17 protein-coding genes and 2 pseudogenes are annotated in these 20,567 nt (G+C 67.5%); 15 read left to right on the top strand and 4 right to left on the bottom strand.

The annotated features are described in order from the left end of the window. The first annotated feature begins 32 nt into the window (after window positions 1–32). From H4696_RS01570 to H4696_RS01555, 4 genes and pseudogenes are all read left to right on the top strand, one after another. A complete protein-coding gene (locus tag H4696_RS01570) occupies window positions 33–317 on the top strand; it encodes a hypothetical protein (protein WP_143265271.1) in 285 nt (94 codons plus the stop codon). Next, on the top strand, window positions 314–1,381 hold the full coding sequence (locus H4696_RS01565; RefSeq protein WP_086863184.1) for a site-specific integrase: 1,068 nt from the start codon (window positions 314–316) through the stop codon (window positions 1,379–1,381). The genes H4696_RS01570 and H4696_RS01565 overlap by 4 nt, the downstream gene beginning before the upstream one ends. Before the next feature lie 119 nt (window positions 1,382–1,500). Beyond that, the gene (locus H4696_RS01560) at window positions 1,501–1,740 is read left to right on the top strand and encodes a hypothetical protein (protein WP_143265270.1); all 240 of its coding nucleotides are present in this window, start codon (window positions 1,501–1,503) and stop codon (window positions 1,738–1,740) included. A gap of 1,133 nt (window positions 1,741–2,873) precedes the next feature. Then, window positions 2,874–3,262 (top strand): annotated as a pseudogene (locus tag H4696_RS01555) (hypothetical protein); the annotation flags it as partial. A 54-nt stretch (window positions 3,263–3,316) separates the two neighbouring features. Here the strand turns inward: H4696_RS01555 and H4696_RS01550 are convergent. Then, a pseudogene (locus tag H4696_RS01550) lies at window positions 3,317–3,790 on the bottom strand (transposase); the annotation flags it as partial. A 388-nt stretch (window positions 3,791–4,178) separates the two neighbouring features. On the opposite strand from H4696_RS01550, the gene H4696_RS01545 reads away from it, so the two are divergent. The 8 genes from H4696_RS01545 (at window position 4,179) to H4696_RS01515 (ending at window position 14,416) form a co-directional block, all read left to right on the top strand. Beyond that, complete coding sequence (locus H4696_RS01545; RefSeq protein WP_192781997.1) at window positions 4,179–5,393, top strand: FAD-dependent monooxygenase; 1,215 nt, start codon at window positions 4,179–4,181, stop codon at window positions 5,391–5,393. 8 nt (window positions 5,394–5,401) lie between these two features. Then, complete coding sequence (locus H4696_RS01540) at window positions 5,402–6,097, top strand: GP88 family protein (protein WP_158104452.1); 696 nt, start codon at window positions 5,402–5,404, stop codon at window positions 6,095–6,097. A 271-nt stretch (window positions 6,098–6,368) separates the two neighbouring features. Next, window positions 6,369–7,808 carry a hypothetical protein gene (locus H4696_RS01535; protein ID WP_192781996.1) on the top strand — a complete coding sequence of 480 codons (1,440 nt, stop codon included), beginning with the start codon at window positions 6,369–6,371 and terminating at the stop codon, window positions 7,806–7,808. 354 nt (window positions 7,809–8,162) lie between these two features. Beyond that, window positions 8,163–8,285, top strand: coding sequence for a hypothetical protein (locus H4696_RS50620; RefSeq protein WP_264086308.1), 123 nt, complete (start codon window positions 8,163–8,165; stop codon window positions 8,283–8,285). A gap of 479 nt (window positions 8,286–8,764) precedes the next feature. Further along, a complete protein-coding gene (locus tag H4696_RS01530) occupies window positions 8,765–11,482 on the top strand; it encodes an ATP-binding protein (RefSeq protein ID WP_086865641.1) in 2,718 nt (905 codons plus the stop codon). Between the two features lie 655 nt (window positions 11,483–12,137). Then, entirely contained in the window at window positions 12,138–13,322 is a 1,185-nt protein-coding gene (locus H4696_RS51085) for a hypothetical protein (RefSeq protein WP_086864163.1), read from the top strand. A gap of 496 nt (window positions 13,323–13,818) precedes the next feature. After that, complete coding sequence (locus tag H4696_RS01520) at window positions 13,819–14,055, top strand: hypothetical protein (RefSeq protein WP_086864164.1); 237 nt, start codon at window positions 13,819–13,821, stop codon at window positions 14,053–14,055. A 4-nt stretch (window positions 14,056–14,059) separates the two neighbouring features. Next, window positions 14,060–14,416 carry a hypothetical protein gene (locus tag H4696_RS01515; protein ID WP_086864165.1) on the top strand — a complete coding sequence of 119 codons (357 nt, stop codon included), beginning with the start codon at window positions 14,060–14,062 and terminating at the stop codon, window positions 14,414–14,416. On the opposite strand, the gene H4696_RS01510 is transcribed toward H4696_RS01515, so the two are convergent. From H4696_RS01510 to H4696_RS01500, 3 genes are all read right to left on the bottom strand, one after another. Next, entirely contained in the window at window positions 14,413–14,913 is a 501-nt protein-coding gene (locus H4696_RS01510) for a DUF1905 domain-containing protein (protein ID WP_086864166.1), read from the bottom strand. The two genes, H4696_RS01515 and H4696_RS01510, sit on opposite strands and share 4 nt — an antisense overlap. Window positions 14,914–15,068: 155 nt before the next feature. Beyond that, the gene (locus H4696_RS01505) at window positions 15,069–15,743 is read right to left on the bottom strand and encodes a hypothetical protein (protein ID WP_086864167.1); all 675 of its coding nucleotides are present in this window, start codon (window positions 15,741–15,743) and stop codon (window positions 15,069–15,071) included. An 882-nt stretch (window positions 15,744–16,625) separates the two neighbouring features. Then, complete coding sequence (locus H4696_RS01500; protein ID WP_143265354.1) at window positions 16,626–17,291, bottom strand: hypothetical protein; 666 nt, start codon at window positions 17,289–17,291, stop codon at window positions 16,626–16,628. A 9-nt stretch (window positions 17,292–17,300) separates the two neighbouring features. Between H4696_RS01500 and H4696_RS01495 the strand changes: the two genes are divergently transcribed. The 3 genes from H4696_RS01495 (at window position 17,301) to H4696_RS51080 (ending at window position 20,470) form a co-directional block, all read left to right on the top strand. Then, window positions 17,301–17,474: a hypothetical protein gene (locus H4696_RS01495; protein ID WP_158104410.1), complete on the top strand. Its 174-nt coding sequence runs from the start codon at window positions 17,301–17,303 to the stop codon at window positions 17,472–17,474. A 220-nt stretch (window positions 17,475–17,694) separates the two neighbouring features. Continuing rightward, the gene (locus H4696_RS01490) at window positions 17,695–18,111 is read left to right on the top strand and encodes a hypothetical protein (RefSeq protein ID WP_086864170.1); all 417 of its coding nucleotides are present in this window, start codon (window positions 17,695–17,697) and stop codon (window positions 18,109–18,111) included. Window positions 18,112–18,292: 181 nt separating this feature from the next. Continuing rightward, the gene (locus H4696_RS51080) at window positions 18,293–20,470 is read left to right on the top strand and encodes a tetratricopeptide repeat protein (protein ID WP_192781995.1); all 2,178 of its coding nucleotides are present in this window, start codon (window positions 18,293–18,295) and stop codon (window positions 20,468–20,470) included. Window positions 20,471–20,567: the final 97 nt, after the last annotated feature.

Here is a 20,567-nt window from a genome sequence, read left to right as displayed (position 1 = left end):
TGGATCCCTCGGGCCGGATCTCGGACCGTTCCGTGCAAACGACCCTCGGCTGGGAAGCCGGAGATTCCGTCGCCATCGCCGCCGACGGGATCCGCGTGATCATCTTCCGCCGTGACGACCGCGCACACGAAGCTCTGATTCGGAACGGGCGGATCCGCATCCCTGCGAGCCTCCGCAGGCGGTGCGGCATCCACGCACGCGACCGGGTCCTCCTCGCGGCCAACCGCGAACTCGACGTCTTGGTCATCTACACCAAGGCAGGGCTCGAAGAAGCCCTGCTCGCCATGCACAAGGCGGACGCGGAGGCCGATCGATGACCGCCGACCCCAAGGACGCGACCTTGGCGGACCCGATCGTCGCGGCCCAGCTGGTGCTCAGCTCGCTGGGCGTGTCGCTTGAGGACCTCGTCGAGCACAAGGCGTCCGAGCCGAAGTTCGTTCCCACGTTCACGGAGTACGTGCCCGAGGTCGCCGCGGCCACGCCGCCGAGCAGCCGCGGCTTGTGGATCAGCTACTGGCGCATCCTCGAGCGAGAATGGGGCGACCGACGGATTACCGAACCGACCGCGTCAGACCTCGAAGAGCTTTCCCTCAAGGTCCAAGAGCGTGCGGCCGCACGCAGCGGATCCCGGGGCGGCACCGGCGCGCGATCGAACTTCACCGACGCGGTGAAGCGGTTCTACCGTCTGGCGGTCAGGGACAAGTACGTCGCCGCGGACAGCAACCCCGCAGCCGGATTGCGACGACCCACGCAGCTGCGTAGCCGGCGACGTGCGCTAGCCCCGATGCAGTTGGCCGAGATCACCGAGGTCGCCGGGACGACCGGAGGGGACCCCGTACTCGACACCCTTGTCCTGCGCCACCACACCGAGACCGCCTGCCGGCGCAGCGGCGTGGTGAACCTCCGCAACATCGACCTCAACGTAGCGGACTGCACGATCTGGATCAGGGAAAAGGGCACCGTGCGCGAGCAGCCGGTGTCCCGGACGCTGATGTACGAACTGCTCGACCACTCGCACCGGCGCAACCCACACGGCGCGCCGCACGACCAGGTTCTGCGGCGCCTCGACGGACGCCCCCTCACCAACAACTACTACCAGTGGCTCTGGCAGCGGTTGGGCAAGCACTTGAACTGGGTCGCCCAGCGGGGCGTCAGCGCGCACTGGATCCGCTACACCACCTTGAACTGGGTCGAACGCAACTTCGGCTACGCCGTCGCTGCGGCTTTTGCCGGACACGCCCCGGGAGGCAGCCGAGCGGGGGACACCCTCACATACGTCGAAGCGACGCTGGCGGAAGTGGCGACGGCGCTGGCGGTCCTGGTGTGCGAAGCACACCCGCTGGCACTCCCCGGCTACCCCCCACCGACGACAGCAAGCTAATCCTGCGTCTTCGAGAGCCGGACGATCTGCCGTTCTTCACGCTTGGCGATGCCGGCGGGCCGGCTGACGTCCCATCTCGCTCGACACCCGCCGCCAAGATCCAGGCGCACGGCGACCCGGTGAGCTACGAGCACCTCGCCGCCATCCGATTGGTCCGCCACGAGCTGGAGCAAGCCCACCAGGACGGACGGCGACGCCCGACCCAGCGCGCGCTCGCCCATACCACCGGCCTCACCCAATACGCGGTCAAAGGCGCGCTCAACGCGCTCAAGCTCGGCTGGGGCGAAGCATCGCTGCACAGTCCGCCAACCGACGCCATCACCAGCCTGCTCACCGCCCCGGCGGCGAGGCGCCGATGACGATCACACCGCAGGCAGATGCCGTCGAACAGATCCGCGTCCACCTCGACCAGGCACGTCGTCAAGGACGACCGCCTGGCACTACGATCCGATCGCTGCGGCGATCGGGCCGCTCGTGCTCGACGGCTTGATGACGATCAGCGGATTTGCGCTGCTGAGCAGCAAGTCCGCTCCGGCTATGAACAGCGAGCCGGAGAGCACGAGTTGACATTGCGTCGTGGGTGCGGCAGCGCAGGTGCCGCACCCACGACGTCCTGAGGAAACAGCGTGCTGAAATCAGCGATCAAGCCGCGAGCGGACTCCCACAGGATCCGGTGACGGTATCTCGTTCGACGCCAGGTTCGGCTTCCCGTCCGGTATTCGGAGGACTCCCTCATCCAGGACATGAAGTTCGAACCGAGCAGTGTCGTAGCCGCCGATCTCCCAGGCGAGGTCGCTGTCGCCCACTCTCCACTCGCGGCCGCTGGCTCACTCGCGCACCAACCAAGCCACCGCGTCTCCCTGTTTTCCTGGCCATCGGACGAACACAACCTAACAGAGAATAGAACACGCGTTCGACGCGATGCTTTCTCCAGGTCAGCACTGATAGCGTCCAAGAGCCTGGCCGTGCAGGTCGTTATACAGCACCGTCGTTCACAGCCGCGCGAACCCGACTTGATCAACATCGGATCAACTGCAGCGGCGGATGTGCGCCTCGGCAGGAACTCAGCTGCAGAAGCGATCAGCCGCGCTGGTCGAGAAGTTCTTCAGGCGGGCGTAGCTGAACCTGATCGAGTCTCGCGGCCCCGCCGTCGCCCGCACCCAGACGTCAACCTCACCGACAGCTCAGATCCGCTGGGCATTGAGCTTCCCCCGGTTGTCCGGAAGCTCACTGCTTGAAGTCGCCTGCGGTTGACTCGGGCGGCGCGAGCGTGAGGAGCCGGCCGGCCGGACGCGGCGACCGCAGAGCTGATCAAGGCGCTCGCCGCACAACGAGCTACGGACGCATTGCTGACGATGCCGACCATTTCGCCATGGGACGACACAACCAGGATCGAGGACCCGGCGACGATCGCCCGTCGAGCCAGACGACAGAAGAACGGGAAGTCCTGACAACGACCAGCTGAGACGCGTCCAGTGAGGGTGTTCAGTCAATGAGGGCAACCTCCGCCGGAAGCGTCTCCGGGCAACTGAAGCACGTGCGGGTGATCAGTCAGTCGACGTGGAGGCAGGCCTGGCGGCACGTGTGGCAGCGACTGCACCTGTCGGCCGGCCTCGACTCCCGTGACGGACAAGAACACAATGCGCGCCGCGCGGTCAACGTGCACCTGTTCCACCTCGCGCAGACCCTGTCCCAGCACACCGCCGACCTCGACGCCGGAGTGCCCGCCCGCGGCCTGCACGGCGAGGGCTACCGCGGGCACGTCTTCTGGGACGAGCTGCACGTCTTCCCCTGCCGAACCCGCGCGTCCCCGAACTGACCCGCGCGCTGCTGCTGTACCGCTACCGCAGGCTGCCCCAGGCCCGGCGGCTGGCTCGCGAGGTCGGCGGCGCGGGGGCGTTGTTCCCGTGGCAAAGCGGCAGCAACGGCCACGAAGAGAGTTTGTCGGGATACTTCGGCGCCATAGACCTCGGCCGGATGCGCCGAGATCTCCCCGGTCGTCAGGCCCTTCGCGGCCCGGGAGATCACCACCTCGTCCACGCCGCCCAGGCGTTTCTGCCGCTTGGCCACGATCTTCGGCTCGAAGCTGGCATCCCGGTCCCGCGGCACGTCGATCCGGACCGGACCGACGTCGGTGAGCACGGTCTTGGAGCGGGTGCCGCCTGCGCGAGTTGCCGGTCCCGCAGCCGGCCGGGTCGTGCTTGTCATAGCCGAGGTGGTCGGTGATCTCGCCCTCGAGCGCCGACTCCAGCAGCCGCTTGGTCAGCTTCGCCAGCACCCGCCGTCGCCGATCAGCGCCAGCCCTCCGGCCCTGGCGCCGCTCACCAGCTGCGCCACGAGCTGCTCGTCCAGGCCGGTCTCGGGCTTCGAGTCCTCAGCGTTCTCCACGCCGGACATCATTTCGGTCATCAGGTGCACTTCCATGATCGGGAGTTACACCGCTCGATTTACGGTCTCCGCGGAACTTCGCGGTTCCCGTCCGGCAACCAGATATGGCGACAAATTGCAGATGCTAGTTCGATAATCAGCGACTCCGTCACCCGCGTTGATTGTCGGCATCAATGCTCGGAGGCTGCGCCGACCAGAAGTCAGCGCGCTTGTCAACAAGTACGGTCAGAGTGGATCCTCACACTGCGCACCGTGCGGATCAGTAGCTAGAATGGAGACGCACACGAAACTGCAACCCGGTTGGTAGTCCGGGTCGCTGCCCGGTGGCAAGTTCCCTGGCCGCGCAACCTCCCTGCTTGTTGGTAGGGCCCGGTGTGTTCCGAGTACGCGACTATGCACTGGGAGCACTGTGTCCAAAGCACGTATCGTCATCGCCGGCGCCGGGTTGGCCGGCTTGACTTTGGCCCACTATCTGCACCGTCACGGCATTCAGGTCGCCGTCTACGAGCGCGACAACGGCCTCTCGGCACGCGAGGCCGGGTACCGCGTGCACATCAATTCGACCGGTACCTCTGCCTTGCACGCCGCCCTGGAACCGCGGTTGTGGGAGTTGTTCCTGGCGACCTGCGGCATGCCCGACGATGACATGCTGCTCTTCGACGAACAACTCAACCTGCGCCCACCCCGCGACAAGGCCGCGTCCACAGGTACCGGAGTACCCACCGAGATCCCGGAACACCTCGCGGTGTGCCGCTCCACCCTGCGCCGAATCCTTTTCCTCGGCCTCGAAGAGGTCGTGCACTTCGGCGCGAAGGTCACCGGCTACCGGAGCAACCCGGGCTCGACGGTCACCGTGCTGCTGGAGGACGGCGGCACGGCCGAGGCCGACGTGCTCATCGCCGCGGACGGCATCAATTCCGCCGTGCGAGCCCAACGGCTGCCGCAGGTCCGGGTCGCCGATCTCGGTGCCCGATCGATCGCCGCCAAGATCCCCCTCACCGAAGAGACCAAGGCGAAGCTCCCGGCTCAGCTGTACAACGCGTTCTCCATGGCCTACGACAGCGACTACACCGGCCTCACCCTGGGCCCCCTGGAACGCACCAACCCGCGCTCACCTCTGGTCACCCAGCAGGACCCCGAGTTCCAGCAGGAAGCACGCGAGAACTACGCGCTGAGCATCTTCAACTCGACGGCGGAACACATGCTCCCCGACGCCGATCTGTTCAGCGCCGGACCGGACAAGCTAAAAGCCTACGTGCTGCAACGGCTGAGCACTTGGCACCCCGCCCTGGTGGAAATCGCCCGGCTCTGGGACACCGCCACAGTGCAAGCCCTCGCCGTCCGCAGCTGCGTGCCGATCGCCCCATGGGAATCGTCGACCGTGACCGTCATGGGTGACGCCATCCACGCGATGAGCCCGGCACTGGGCATCGGCGCCAACACAGCACTGCGTGACGCCCACGTCCTCGGCAACCACCTGTTGGCCGCGGCCGACGGCGACGCGACGCTGCTCGACGCGATCGCTGCCTACGAGCAATCGATGCGCGAGTACGCCTACCAGGCGCTGCGGAAGTCAGCATTCGTCGGTCAGAAGGTGGTCGGCCACCTCCCGCTGCCCGAGTAGTCCGAGCGATGGTCCAGGGCAGGTGCCGGCACCCGGCATCTGCCCTGCTCCCGACCAACTCCGCAACCTCCAATTCCCGGGGTTACCAGTACAACGGCACCTACCTCTTCCCTCAGGTGAAGGCCCGGCACCAGGAAAACCTGCGCTGGACTCTGGACGACCTGCCCGGTTGGAAACACGCGATGCTGGACGAGTTGTCGCACAAGCGTTTTATCGACGCGTGGGTGCGGATCCACGACAGCGGCGACTTCTACTCCCGTGCCTACCTGTCCGCGTGGCTGGATGTCATGCGCGCCCGGCAGCGAACCCGGTTCTATGCCTACACCAAAGAAGTCGCGGCGTTCCGGGAGCTGGTCGAGCCGAATCCGCCGCGGAACTTCTGGTGGATCTATTCTTACGGCGGCACCCAGGAATCCACATTGGACCCGGCCGTGGACCGGGTCGCGGACGTCATCCCTGACGAGCAGCCCATTGCCGCCGCGGGCTGGCACTCCCAGGAAGAGTCCGACCTGCTCGCGGTCCTGGGCCCGGCACCGGTCGGCATCCCTGCGAACAACATCGCGCACTTCAAAGCCCGCCAGGCCGGGCGCCGGTGGAGCCGCTGGCAGGCCGGCGTCGATGCCGCCCGCGCAGCCCGCCGCGCGAGCGCCAGGTCAACCGCATCCGGCGCGAACCGGTCGAGCCCATCCGGAAGCCCACGCTAGCGCCGCCCGTAGCCCCGCTCCGCGCTGTCACCGACTCCACGCCGTGCCCTCCCGCCAGCCCGACGCTATCGCGGCACCGGCGCACATCGACCCGGTCGCCAGGCCGGACGGCCGGGGGCACGCCACTTCGGCCGTCCGTCCGCTCACCGGTGCCTTCTTTTGCCGGAACGGCGCGCCCAGCAGGCCCGAGCCGAGTTCCAGCACCGGTTGCAACGTGGCATGCCACGTCGCAAACTGGGGTACCCGACCCGTCCCCACTCGGAGGTCACAGGTGACCGACTTCGATCGACGCGACGTGCTGCGTGCCCTCACCGCACTGGGGGTGACGGGGGTGACCACGAGCCTGCTCGGCGGGACCGCCGAAGCCGCCGGCACCGACCCGCTCTCCCTGAAGTTCTCCGTCACGGAACAGTTCCGACCTTTCGCCCTGATCGCCCCGAAGTTCGTCCAGGTCGACACCGCGGCCCGGCCCGGCGCCCTCATCAAGACCGGTGTCCGGCCGAAAGCGCCCTACGGGACGGTGACCGTCGACGTGCTCGACGCGGGCGCGCCCGTGGTCGCCGGGCTGGCCGGGAACGGCGTCTCGGTGCTCGGCACCTACGACCCCGCGGCCGGGCAGGCCGGCATCGAAATCACCACCGTGAACGGCACCGCCGTCGTCAAGACCGCGGCGGCGGCCCTGCCGCGAGCGTTCGGCTTCGCTGTTGTCATCAACGAAAACGCCGTGACGGTGCTGGCCGACACCGGCACCGGCTGGCGGCCGCTGCTCACCGAACGAGACCAGGTCCGCGCGCGGATCGACCTGCGCGACCCGGCGGTGCTGGGCAAGCTTGGCTACGCCTACGGCAGCCGCGGCCCGGCGCAGTTGGGCCGGGTGCGGGCCGGCTACTTCGGCCAGGCCGGCGTGCGCGACCCGCACGTCGTGCAGTACGCCGACGGCCGCCCCTACCTCCGCGACGGCAAGCTCTACCTGACCATGACCAACGCCGGGCTCGGCTTCTTCCAGCAGGCGCACTGGGCAGTGTGGACGCTCGACCTGGCGGACCCGACGAAGCTGGAACAGGTCGCGACGCTGTTTTTCGCCCGCGACGGCGTCGTGCTCGGCGACCACGCCGGGCAGATCGTCGTCGACGACGACCGGTTCATCCTGCTGATGAGTTCCTGGGGCGACTTCTCCTTCACCGGCGTCCACGTCCGGCACACCGTCACCCGCGAGAACGTGCTCTCCGGCGTGCACGTCCTGCCGACACGGCAGCTCCCGCTGCCGACCACGGTCAGTTCATGGGACCCCGCGCTGACCCGGATCAACGGGCGGTGGCACATCGCGTTCGTCGAAAGCCCCGCACAGCAGCCATCGTTTGTGTTCCACCCCGCGCTCGCGGCCGCGCCGCGCGGCGCCGACTACGACCACGACCTGACGCTGCTGGGCGCCGACACATCAGTCGACCAGACCGAAGGCACGATCCTGCAGCGGGTAGGCGGCCGGTGGTACTTGTTCGCCAGCGACGGCGACGCCCGCGAATACCCCGTCTACGACCTGCAGTTGCGCAAGCTGGGCACACTGAACGCGCCGTACGGCACGAACATCCCGCACCCGATGCTCGTGCGAATCGGCAACCGGTGGTGGCTGCCCACGTTCGACGGCACGCAGTACGCCGAGGATGTCCTCGGCTACGGCGGCCACGGCGACTTCATCCTGATGCGAGCCTGAACCGGTGTGCCGTTCCGGCACCGGGGTGGCCGCTCCGGTACGTCGTATCCTCGTCCGAGGACGGTGCCTGCCCCAGGACCGGCTCCTTCCAGCCGGAGCGGCTCCAGGTCACGCGGACGCGGGCCGAGCCCGGCGTCGTCGTCCTCGTCCTCTCCGGTGAACTGGACGCTGGGCACCGCGCCGAAGCTCGGTCAGGCCGGCGCGGCGAGGAACTGGCGAGCGAACCCAACGTGCTGGTGCTGGACCTGTCGCAGCTGTCGTTCCTCCCGGTGGTGGGCCGCCCGCGAAGTGCGGGCGGCCCACCACCGCGCAGCGGCCGCGCGCCTGCGGGTGGTGACGGGTGATCGGCCCACGATGCGCGACGTCTTGCACGCGACCGGGTTCGAGGCGGTACTGGACTGCTACCGCACGCGGATCACGGCGGGCGGCCGAGCCGAGTTCGTGAGCCACGCGAGAGCGACCTGGGACGCGGGTTGACCCGCAGCGGACGGGGTAGCCGCCAGGCATGAACTCCCCCGCACCTCACCGGGCCCTGCACACAGTCGAGCACGCCGAGGCCCTCGACAAGCCGGCGGCCGAGCTGACCCGGCGCCTGCGCGGACCGGCGGCGAGCACAGCGCTTCCTGGAAGTGGAATGGTTTCCGCATCCCACCAGCGGGAGCGGCGAGTACCGGCTGCGCTGCCCGTCGTGCGGTACGGAGAGCTGGATCCGACAGGGTTCTCGTACGCGGTGGCCCGTCTCTCGGGCCCAGTCACCGACGTGCGGCGGGTTGAAGAGAAGACCTGATCGGACACCTCGACCTACTCCGGACGCCATTTCATGCTGCCATCCGCCAGTCGGCATTGCAGGACGTCTATTTGCGGCTTGCCACCGCTGCCCCACTTAGCCCTATCCCACGTGTTCCGTAACTGGGATGGTGGTCATACGGTGCGTAAACGGGGATGGAGTGTGGGTGATGGCAGCGGAACTGGGGTTGGGTTCGCGGCATCACTTGATCGTGGTGGCCGACATCGAGGGGTTCGGGGACCAGCGGCGGACGGGTCCGCATCTACAGGCAGTACGCATCGGGCTCGATGCGGTCATGCGAGCGGCTTTCGTCGCGGCAGGACTTCAATGGGATGATTGCTATCGCGAAATGCGAGGAGACGCCGTCGTCGCGCTTGCGCCAGCCGAGGCGGACAAAACGGCATTCCTTGAGATGGCGTTGCCGACGCTGGTGATGCGTCTGCGAGTGCACAACGACACCCACCCCGAGGCACAGCGGATCCGGCTGCGGCTGGCCCTGCACGCCGGAGAGGTCGGCTACGACATCCACGGTGTCTCCTCCGCCTCACTGATCCGGACATTCCGGCTGTGCGACGCCCCGGCGCTGAAGACAGCACTGGCCAGGTCGCCGGGCGTTCTAGCGGTGATCGCCTCGGACGTGCTGTTCGACGACGTCATCCGCCACACGCCGGCCGCCGCGCCCGCCACCTGGCGCCCCGTCCCCATCGCAGTGAAAGAAGTCGACACCACGGGCTGGCTCACCCTGCCGGACCATCCCTACCCACCTGACCCACCGGTGCGCGGTGTCAGGCCAGTTGTCGATCATCCCTTCCCCAGCCCGGGAAGGGTCGTGCCGCGACAGCTGCCGGCGGCAGTACGGGACTTCACGGGCCGGGCCGTGCACCTGACCGCCCTCGACGCCTTGATCCCAACCGCCCTCGACTGGAACGACTCGGAAAGCCGCCTCGAGCGCGACAGGCTGGATGCCCAGGCGGTCGTGATCACCGCCGTCGATGGAGCCGGCGGGATCGGCAAGACAACCCTCGCCTTGCATTGGGCCCACCGGATCCAGGACCGATTCCAGGATGGGACGCTGCACGTCAACCTGCGCGGCTACGGCCCCGGAGCTCCCGTCACCCCAAGCGACGCACTCAGTGGATTCCTGCGCGCGCTCGGGATTGCAGCCCGCGCCATCCCCAGTGAGCTGGAGGACCAATCGGCGTTGCTGCGGTCACTGCTGGCGGGCAAGCGGGTGTTGATGGTGCTGGACAACGCCCGCAGCCCAGAGCAGATCCGGCCGCTGCTGCCTGGCTCTCCCGGCTGCATGGTCGTAGTGACCAGCCGCGACAGCCTCACCGGGCTGGTCATCACCGACGCCGCCCACCGACTTACCCTCGACCTGCTTGACCTGCCCGAGGCACTCACCCTGGTCACAGGCATACTCGGCGACCAGCGAGCCGCCGCCGAACCCGACGCCGTCAGGGAGCTGATCAGGCTCTGCGCACGGCTGCCGCTGGCGCTGCGGATCGCTGCTACCCGCGCCGCCGCCCATCCTCACCTGAGCGTCGCCGACGTGGTCGCCGAACTGGCGGACGACCACACCCGCCTCGAAATCCTGAGCGAAACCGGCGACGAGCGCGCCGCGGTCCGCGCCGTGTTCGACTGGTCCTACGAACAACTCCCTGCCGAACAAGCACGGTTGTTCCGGCGCCTTGGACTCCATCCCGGCCCTGACCTGACCCTCCCTGCAGCTGCGGCGGTAGCCAAACGGTCTCCCGCCGAGACTCGCCCGCTACTGGCCGCTCTCGTGAGTGCTCACCTGATCGAACCCGCCGCGGGTGGACGGTACCGATTCCACGACCTACTGCGTGCCTACGCCGCCAGCCAAGCCCACCACCACGACACTTCCGGCGACCGGCATCAGGCGCTTGAATCCCTTCTGGCTTGGTACACCCACACCGTCTGCACCGCCGACCAGTACTTTTTCCACCTGCGAACACAGATGCCGGCGGTTGTGGCCGAACCCAGCCACCCGCACAGCTTCTCAAGCCACGATGAGGCCTGGGCCTGGCTCACCAGCGAACGCACCAACATCTTGGCCGCATTGCAGCACGCCGCCGATCGCCAGCTCGATCACCACACCGTCCCCCTGGCCCACGCCTGCCGCTTCCTCGCTTCAGGCGCTGGGGATAGAAAAATAGACTGCTACACCGCCGGGATCGCCGCTGCACAACGAGTCGGTAACCGTGTTCAAGAAGCGGTTCTACTCCTCATCCGCGGAGAAGCGGAGACGTATTCAGGGCGGTGGGAGAAGAGCCGGATCGACTTCGATCGAGCGGTCACACTGGCCGAGCAACTGGACGACCGCGGATTGCTTGCCAAAGCTCTGCACGGACACAGTAATCTGCTGGTCCAGCAGGGAAAGTTTGCCGAAGCCTTGCGGTGGCTCAATCGGACGTTGCCTCTCACCAGGGAGGTCGGGACTACCCGCATGGAAGCCTTGGTGAACGGCGCGCTCAGTACAGCCCACCTCGGCCTTGGTCATCTTCGCCTCGCGCTCAAGTACGCCGAACGGAATCTTCGCTTGCGTCGCCAAGCCGACGACTTCGATGGCGAGGCGTGGGCATTAACACAATTGGCGCGCATCCGGCAAGAACTAGGAGACCTGGAGCAGGCCGTTGCGTTGTGCCGGGATGCAATTGCCATCGGTCGAAGCATACCGCTTCACCGCGATGAGACCGTCGCGGAACCGCTGGTCATCCTCGCCGCCTGCCTGTACGACCTTGGCCACACCGCAGAGGCGATCGTTTCATGGCAGGAAGCGGCCGCTGTCTATGACGAGACCGGCTATCCCTACCGGGGCGCCGAGGTTCGCCAGCGCCTCCAGGACGTCCAAGTCAAGCCCTGACTTGACCTGCACGCGAACCTAGCGCCTTGGCAAGGAAGGTTGACGTTGTAATCGTGTCGCGTGGACATTTGGGCTGGTGACCGCGAGGCTTGCCGCTGCAGGTGAGTCATGGCACCTGCGCCTGGGTGTTTGCGCGGCCGTTGGAGCCCGTTGAAGCGCAGCGACTGGGCAATATCGCGAGGTCGGCCCGGGGATCGGGCGCAGCTACGGCGGTCCGGGATCGTGCTGGCCTCGTCGCAGAGCCGGTCCACGGGTGGAGATCACAACGATGTTCGCCGCGACCGAGGGCTCGAACACCGGGATCGAGTCAAGGTCGACGATCGGCAGCTGCATGATGCGCCCGGGTCGCAAAACACGACTCTTGGTGCTGTTCAAAATGACCGCACTTCTGACTAGCTGACAAGGTCAACGCGATCAAGGAAGGGATCCAGACGCAACTGCGCAGTTGCGATTCCGGCCAAGCGTATCGCGGTGCCCGAGACTGGCGTACGGCTGTGTCCAAGGTTCGAGGCGGCAGCGACGCCCTTGCCGGAAAGGGACTTTGTTCCCTATTCCTGAGCCTGAATTTTCTGTCAGCTTGGAGAAAGGTGCCCAGACGTAGGGAGGGATCGTGTCCGTACGACAACGTACGTGCGCATGGAGGGTCCGTGTCCGGGTGGCTGTTGCTGTCGTTGCAGCTGCGGCCGTCAGCGGGCTGAGCAGCGGCAGCGCCGATGCCGGGGCGATCCCGGCGTGGCGGCTGCTCGAGTTACCGGAGTTGCCCGGCACCACGAGCAGCGCCGCGCTGGTGGTCGCCGACGACGGCACCGCTTTTGGCAATGTTTACTTCGGTAACCGGCCGGGCGGCGGGCCGGAGGCACTGCCGGTCAAGTGGCCGCCCGGAGGTGGGATTGTCGAACTGCCGACGGTATCGGATACCACGACCACGGTGGCGGGGATCGACGAGAACGGGACGGTGGTGGGGCAAGCGGTCGACACCGACGGGGTCACACGTGCTGTTCTGTGGGACCGAGAACGCGTCGTCGTCCTGCCCTCCCTCGGCGGCAGGTTCAGCTTCGTCGGAGCGGCCAACCGGGCCGGAACCCATGTCGGTGCCAGTGCTGATCTCGATGGCAAGAGCCGTGCTGTTCGCTGGGAACGCCCGGGCCGGATCACCGAACTGGATTCGCTGCCAGGATCGGTCTCCAGCTCAGCCTCGGACATCGACGACACTGGACTGGTGACCGGTGGCGCCGATCTCGAACCCGGGCAGAGCCGCGCAGTGACCTGGGATCGGCACGGCCGCATCACCGTGTTACCCGATCTCGGTGGCCGGCTGAACTGGGCTGAGACGATCTCGCGATCGGGCAAGATCCTGGGCATCGCTGACCGCCCCGACCAAGCCTCATGCGACTGCCACAACACCGTCTACTGGAACCGGTCAGGGCAGCTGACCGATCTCGGGCAGCCGTTCGGCACAAAATCCACGGTTCCCGCCGGAATGAACGCAGCCGGGGTGATCGTCGCTACTGCGGCGTTCGAGGTGCCCAGCACAGTGACGCACGTGATCCGTTGGGATCGCCACGACCATCCCACGGACCTGGGGACCTTGCCCGGCGGAAGCCGGAGCCTGGCCCGTGCCATCAACGATCATGGCGCGATTATCGGCCAGGCCGAAACCGCCGGCCGCGCAGAGCACGCCGCGTTCTGGGATCCGGCCGGGCGGGTGTCCGACCTGGGCGCGATTCCGGGAGCCGACTACAGCGCGGCGATCGGCATGAACGACCACGACGTAGTGGTCGGCCTCGCCCAGGACCCGCAGACGTGGGCCGGCCGCGCGGTCGAGTGGCGCCGCTGGTAGCCGTGCCCGTCGGCTCGACGTCCGCACGCATCGAGTGCGGGAGAACTGATGACGACCGGGCATCTTGGTAGGCGCGCGCCCAGATATGTGGGTGCCGGTCTGCGTGCTGACCTGTGTTGCGACGAACTCCACCCGCGGGGTGCAACCCCTTCACGTTGCACAGCGGCGGGCCCCACCGATCGGGCGAATTCCTGCTCGTGACGTGCGAGTCGGTGGGTCGAGTTGAGGGTCCTGGGTGGACAGTGCCGGTGAGGGGCCGTCCGCGTGGGAGCCGGGATGGTGTCCAGGGTGGAGTTGTTCGCGCTGATCCGGCGGGATGCCCGGGTGGAAGGCCTGTCGGTTCGGGCACTAGCTGAGTCGATCGCTTGACGTTCGACGCCTCGATCATCGAGACCGGCACCGAGTCGTTCCGGCTGCGCACCACCAAACGCCGCCGCACCCCACGAGCGAGCTGACTCCCGCCCAGCACAGCCCGCCAGCCTGGCATCATGAGCGCATGAACGTTGGCGACCAGGTCGTGTTCCTCGACGACGAACCTGAGCTCAATCTGCCCGAAGGCAGTCCAGCCACGGTGACCGCCTTCCACGAACCTGACTACATCGAGTTCCAGCTCGCCGACGGCCGCGTCTTCACCAGCCTCGAGTCATCGCTCGGCCCCGCACCAACCGCCTGCCCCCCGCTTCTAACCTCAGCGGCCCGCTCTGCGGCTGCTGCGATGGACCCCGGAGAGTGACGACGTGTTGAGCCCGACCCACGTCCTGGCGATCATCAAGGGCGCCGCACGCCCCGATGGGGACATCACAGCGCACTTCGGGAGCTTGCTCGGACTCTCTGAACACCTCGACGCCGCACTGAGGCTCGGATTGGTCTCCGAGCAGCCCTCCGATCCAGCCGGTCCGGAGGCATCCACGGTTTTCCTCACCGGGGAGGGCGAGGAGTTCTTCACCCGGTTCCGGCTAGCCGAGCTGTCCGAACGTCGAGCCAACTACTGGCATCTGTCGGGCGACGACGAGATCGCCGCCCCAGCGCGGCAGGAGCTGGAGCGCCGCTGGCGCGAACTGTTGCCCCCTGCCTCGGGAGATACCGCACATTAGACGGTCGCAGCGGGCAGCGAACGCGTCTGAACGTGTCGCCCGCGGTGGGGCCAAATCAGAGTGCCGAACCGGGGCCAGTTCGACTTGCCGAAATCACGGCGGGTGGTCGCATCGATCCAGCTGAGGTAGGCCTTGCGGTAGAACTGCGCCAGCGTGTCGAAGAAGGCAGCGGCGGCGGGGTTGCCGGACAGTGCGTCGGCGATGTCGTCGGCGAGGTCCTCCCGCTGGGGACCTTCCGGGGCCAGCTCGACGGTCACCTCGGTGCCGATCGTGACGCCTGTGTCGCGCAGCCACATCGGCGTGATGGTCAACTGCCATCCGCCGCCGATCGGCGACAGTCTCCCGCGGACCCGCCTACCCTCGATCGTGCCGCCCACGGGATGGTCGGCCTTGGCGCCCCACGTCTTGTCCGGGGCGAATGGCACAGCGATGACCGCGTGGTTGCGCGGACCGGCGGCGATGACGGCGCGGAACTGCTGCGGGTTCACGGCCGTCATCGTCGCATGGTCGTCTCGATCGCAGCCACGCGAGTGGTTCGGTGCACCCAAGAAGGTTCTGTGCACGTGAATCGGTGAACGGCTTCTCATCGGCAATTTCGGACGTTCGATTGCCCTGACCGGACCGGGGGTTGTGGGTTGGTGTCGCTGTTGTCTTAGTTGCCGTCCTGGTCGCCGTGTCGGCTGGTGACGCATTTGGCTGGGTTGTCGCGCAGGCATACTTTGCCGCCGGCTACGCGCAGGCCGGTGTCGTCGAAGGCGGTCACCCAGTCCGCGGCGATCGCCTTCTGTGCGGTCACCAGCGAGATCAGGCCGGAGCAGACGGCCTGGTTGAGCTTGTTCTCCACGGCGTCCTTGGGGTTGGGGATGGTTCCGGGTTCGACCCAGAGGTTGCGTGGGTCATCGGGGGCGCCGCCGAGTTCGAGGCTGACCAGGTGATCGTATTCGCCTTTCTCGCCGGGCGGGACGTTGTAGGAACGGGCGGAGGCGGCCTTCATCGGGTTCGTCCTCGACGTCGGGGGCCGCACGGTTTTGGTCCAGCCGGACTTGCAGATGGTGTCGTCGATGTTGGCTTGGTTGACTGTGGGGTTTACCGCGCCGGGGGTGCAGTTCGGGTCGGGTAGTGGCTGGCCGTCCCGGCTGCCCAGCTTGCAGGCGCCCGGCGCGGGCATCGACGCGGACTCGTCCCCGGCCGGCAATCCGGACCCGGGCACGGTCGAGGGGTTCGCGGAGTTCGTGGGTGCGGTGGTGGCTGCGTGGCCGAGGTTGCAGCCCGCGGTCGCGGCCAGTATCACGACTGTGACCAGCCCGAGACTGGCCCGGCGCCACATCGTGGAGTGGGTACTGGCCGACCTCGTCCCTGTCGAGGTTCCGGGGTCCGTGTGGGCGAGTCGGGGAGTGCTGTCAGGGCTGGTCATCGAGTGCTCTTTCTCGGACGTGATGGGTGCGGCAACAGGCGTTGAGCCCACGTCGGCGTCGCGGTCAAGCCGGCGAAGTGAGGCCTGCGGGCTCGCTGGCGCCGAGGAGCATTCTCGGTTCGCATCGGCCAGTTCTTGCGTACGACGCGCGGCTGGCGCGGTCTTTGTTGTGCCTCGGCGCGGCGATCGGGTGGCCGCGCAAGGTGTCAGTCCGTTGGCACCGGTCAGAATCAGCGGTGGGTCCTGGTACTTATGTCGACTGCAATCGCCCCGAAGACGGTGCTCTCGTGTGAGAGCTGACGCATCGACACGGCGCGCCGCACAGGCCGACCATGCCACCGGCGCCACGAATCCGGCGTTATCGAAGAGGTTGATCTTGTTGTCCGGGTTGCCTTCTGCGTGGTGGCCAGGTGATCAGTTCGGAGTAGACGCCAACGTCCTGCTCAGCGAGCACCTGCCGGCCGTGGCGACCGGGCTGGTGGAGCGAGTGATGGCAGTCTTCGAACTGGCGCTACTGATCGTGCTCGCCCGCTGGTCCGCCCCGCTGGAACCGGTGATGACGCCCCGGCCGCGGCTGTTGGCGCCCTTGGCCGGTAAACAGCGTCGGTGCCGCCGGGCAGAGCGGTGCAGGAGGGGCGAGGGGAGACGCCGCCTTGTCTCGTGTTGGCCTGCCGGCCCGGGGAGCTACCGGTGCGGAGTACCGCTCGTCAAGACCGCCGGCGCGAAACCGTCGGGCTTGTAGCCGTCCTCATTGCGCGGCCGGCACTCTGCCTTCGGCAGCCCTGCGTCAGGCGACTACCGATCGGTCACCCGCGCCGTCATCTGTCCGACCAGGCCGTCACGCCAACGCACGTCGTAAGCACCGATCTGAATCATGCGGTCCGCGCCAACCGCGAACACCTTCCGCGGAACCGGGTGCCGCGACGACGGTTCGACGTGACCGGCGCGGAAGGTCAGCACGTCGATCGTGAACGGTCCCATCCGTTTAGTGACGACCTGCTCGAAATCGTCCCAGCGCACGCTGACTCGGTATCCATCTCGATGCGCGACAAGGCCGCTCTCGGTGACGCTGAGCCGTCGCCGGCGAACCCGCACCAAGACGAGCAGCACGATTAGGCCCGCCGCCACCACCATGGCACCCACGGGACCGGCTACCCGATCGTCGGACCACACCAACCCCATCGCGAAGCGGGCCGCGAACGCCACGACGCCTCCGGCGACCCCGCTCACGACAGCGGAGAACCAGGCCAACACCCATCGTGGCCGAAACGTCGTCAGCATTGCGCCATTATGCAGCGGCGTGAGCGATCGCGGCTCGGTCAGTTGGCTTTGGTGGTGCCAGCTGACCGCGGATGGTCGTCGTTCTCGGCGCTTTTGGTGATCAACAGGTGTGATCAGGGTCCGCTCGAACCGACCGTACTGGACCTGTCTTGCTGGTGAACCGGGCTTGTGATCGGGCATGCTCCGGAAGTGTTGATCGAGCTCCGTCGCGCGCCGCGGGGAGAGTCTCCGGCGTGGGTGCGTCGCCCGGACCTCCTTGGCTTCCTGGACGCGGCCACCCGATGGGCACACGACCTCGCCCCCGGCTTGGCGGTGAACCTGGTGGCCAAGCTCGACGGCAGTTTCGCGATCACCGGACAATGAACCGTCCGAGGTGGCACGCCCCACTTTTCCGGCGGTCGTGACCTGGCAACCACAAGCCGGTCGTCCCGTAGCGGCGAGCAGCACCGATCCCCCGCGACGCGGCGCCGTCCGATCATCGGCATGTGCGTGCGTCGCTGGCTACGCGGTTCCACGCTCGGCACGGGGCCGGCGGCCCGAAAATTCGTCATGTGCACTTTCGTTGAGCCGGTACGGTCGCGCGATGATCTACCTCCGCGAGTTCCGCCGGGCGTGCCACGAAGCGGCCCGGCGCACCGGCGGCCGGGTCGTCGAGTTCCGGATTGCCGACGGTGTTACGCCGAACTTCCACCAGGGCGTCCTCGAGTACGGCGGCTACCGCCTGTCGATTGTGTGCACCAGGGACCGGATCGAGCCGGTCGTGGCGGTTGCCGAGCCACGGGCTATCGATGAGACGGCGGTCGACGCGGGGCCGCTGACGTTCGTCGACGCTCCTGAACTGGTCGCCGTGCTGGCGGAGTTCTCGGCGCTCCGGGTACTGACGCCCGCCGATCTGGCCGGACCGTTCGACGCGCGGACGTGGCCGGGGTATGACCCGGCCGACCTAAAGTACTGGGCTCCGGCCGATGTGGGTGAGGTGCTCTTCAACTACTGGGACTGACTGGAGCCCACGCTCGGCGGTATGAGAGTGCGTTGGGGTGGATGCTGGTGGTTTCTTGGCTTTCGGGGTGTAGGGGCGTTACGTCGGGGAAGTGATGGACGATGATGTCGGTGTGTCTCACCGTCGCTGGGTTCCCTGGGTTGCTGCGGGCGCTGCGACGGCTGCGGCCGGTGGTGGCGCCGTGTGGGTCGGGTTGGAGACCGCGGACAAGATCGGCAGCGTGGTCGGGGCCGTGTGCGGTGTGCTGGGGCTGGGGTTGTCGGCCTATGGCCTGCTGCGAGCCGGGCACGCGGAGCCTCCGCCCGCGGCAGGAGCCGCGCCGGTGACGAACTCCATTACCGACTTGGCGAACACCGAGCTGGTGCTGCAAGCCGGGAGCATCGGCGGCGCGGTCACAGCCGGCGACGGCAACGTCGTCGGGGACCACAATCTGGTGGCCAGGCCTGGCGGAATCGTCGCCGGACCGGGCGCAAATGTGTGGTTACCTGCGCTGGCTTCGCCTGCTGAGCCTCTGCCACCACCGACGGTCGAGCTGTGCGTCGGCCGTGACACCCAGGTGGCGGACGTGGTGGCCGCGTGGACCGCGGGCCGGTCGGTGGTGATCGCCGGCGGGCCCGGAATCGGGAAGTCCACGGTGCTCGGCCGCGCGATCACTGACCCGGCGATCATCACCTCCTACGGGGCACGCCGGTTCGTGGTGTCTTGCGACGGCGCCGAGTCGGCCAGTGCCGTGGTGGACAAGATGGCTCTTGCGCTCGGCGTCGTTCCGGGTGAGCACCTGCGGAATCGGGTGTTGTCGTTCCTGCGTGAGACGCCCTGTGTGCTGGTACTGGACAATTTCGAGACACTTTCGGACGCCGACCCTGCGGGCGCGGCCGAGCTGGTCGTGCAGGTGCGCGCCGACGCCGCGGTGTTGGGCGTCGGCTACCGCGGTGGGGGCGCCCCGGTCGGTCTGACCGGCATGGCCGAGATCGTGCTGGGGCCGCTTTCCTCCGCCGCCGCACTCGAGGTGTTCGCCGCGGTCGCCGGCGACCGGCATCGCGGCGATTCGATGGTCGAGCTGCTGGTGGCGGAGCTGGACGGGGTGCCGCTGGCGATCACGCTGCTGGCCACCCTGGCTCGCACCGAAGTCGGCTTGGGCACGCTGATGTCGGCTTGGCGGACCAAACGCACGGACCTGATCGCCCACGCCAGCCATCCGGACCGGACTTCCAGCTTGCCGGTGTCGATCGAACTGTCCTGGGACCGGCTCGGCCCGGACGCCCGCACCGCGCTGTCGCTGGCGGCGCTGCTGCCCGACGGCTGGCCACGAGACCGGCCGGGCCTTTACCTGCCCGACGAACTCGCTGCGGGCGTGGTCGAACTGGGCAGCCGGGCACTGCTGCACAGTGATCCTCCGCGGCAGCGTTGCCTGGCCCCGATCCGCCGCCACATAGCCGTGCACCACCCGCCGGAGCCGGCAGCGCTGGCTCAGCTCGTCGCGCGTGTGCAGGCCCTTGCCGAGCTGGCCGGCGGGGTTGGCGGCCCGGCCGGTGCTCGGACAGTGGATACGGTGGTGCCTGAGTTCACCAACCTCGTGGAGGTGGTCCAAGCCAGGCTGCCCCACGATCCTGACCTTGCATCGTTGGTGCGAGGGCTGCTGGTATTTCAACGATTCACCGGTCTCGGCGATGACCAGCTCGCCCGGGAGGCTCTTGGCTCCGACCTCGAGCCACGCACCCGAGCCGACACCGCCTCAGCCCTTGGGACGCTGTACACCACACGGGGGAAGAACGATCGCGCACGGGAGCTGTTCGGTGAGGCGCTACCGCTCTACCGGCGTGTCGGCGACGTGCTGGGTGAGGCCAACTGCCTGCGCAACCTCGGCAGCCTGGAGTTTCACGAGTCGGACAACGACCGTGCACGGGAGCTGTTCGGTGAGGCGCTACCGCTCTACCAGCGTGTCGGCTCCGTGCTGGGTGAGGCCAACTGCCTGCGCAACCTCGGCAGCCTGGAGTTTCGCGAGTCGGACAACGATCGCGCACGGGAGCTGTTCGGTGAGGCGCTACCGCTCTTCCGGCGTGTCGGAGATGTGCTGGGTGAGGCCAACTGCCTGCACAGCCTCGGCGAGCTGGAGTTTCACGAGTCGGACAACGATCGCGCACGGGAGCTGTTCGGTGAGGCGCTACCGCTCTACCAGCGTGTCGGCTCCGTGTTGGGTGAGGCCAACTGCCTGCACAGCCTCGGCGAGCTGGAGTTTCGCGAGTCGGACAACGATCGCGCACGGGAGTTGTTCGGTCGGGCGTTGACCCTTTATCAACGTATCGGAGACCGGTACTCCCAGGAAGCGACCCGTGGGTGGCTCGCACGTCTGGTCTAAACAGCGCAAAGAGTTAAACGCAGCAGGAACCTGGTCATATTCTTCAGTCGGCCAATAGCCGAAAAGATGCCATAGAGTTGCGTCAGATGTGGTCCGC

Origin of the sequence: Amycolatopsis lexingtonensis (genome assembly GCF_014873755.1) — a bacterium.
Classification (GTDB): domain Bacteria; phylum Actinomycetota; class Actinomycetes; order Mycobacteriales; family Pseudonocardiaceae; genus Amycolatopsis; species Amycolatopsis lexingtonensis.
This window is presented reverse-complemented; position numbering and strand designations above follow the sequence as displayed.

Bases quoted from the DNA above. Each gene is read 5' to 3' on its own strand.
- H4696_RS01565 (WP_086863184.1), top strand. From the start codon at position 314: ATGACCGCCGACCCCAAGGACGCGACCTTGGCGGACCCGATCGTCGCG.
- H4696_RS01540 (WP_158104452.1), top strand. From the start codon at position 5,402: ATGGTCCAGGGCAGGTGCCGGCACCCGGCATCTGCCCTGCTCCCGACC.
- H4696_RS01530 (WP_086865641.1), top strand. From the start codon at position 8,765: ATGGCAGCGGAACTGGGGTTGGGTTCGCGGCATCACTTGATCGTGGTG.
- H4696_RS01500 (WP_143265354.1), bottom strand. From the start codon at position 17,291: ATGCCCGATCACAAGCCCGGTTCACCAGCAAGACAGGTCCAGTACGGT.
- H4696_RS01510 (WP_086864166.1), bottom strand. From the start codon at position 14,913: ATGACGGCCGTGAACCCGCAGCAGTTCCGCGCCGTCATCGCCGCCGGT.
- H4696_RS01490 (WP_086864170.1), top strand. From the start codon at position 17,695: ATGATCTACCTCCGCGAGTTCCGCCGGGCGTGCCACGAAGCGGCCCGG.
- H4696_RS01505 (WP_086864167.1), bottom strand. From the start codon at position 15,743: ATGTGGCGCCGGGCCAGTCTCGGGCTGGTCACAGTCGTGATACTGGCC.
- H4696_RS50620 (WP_264086308.1), top strand. From the start codon at position 8,163: ATGCGCGACGTCTTGCACGCGACCGGGTTCGAGGCGGTACTGGACTGC.
- H4696_RS01520 (WP_086864164.1), top strand. From the start codon at position 13,819: ATGAACGTTGGCGACCAGGTCGTGTTCCTCGACGACGAACCTGAGCTC.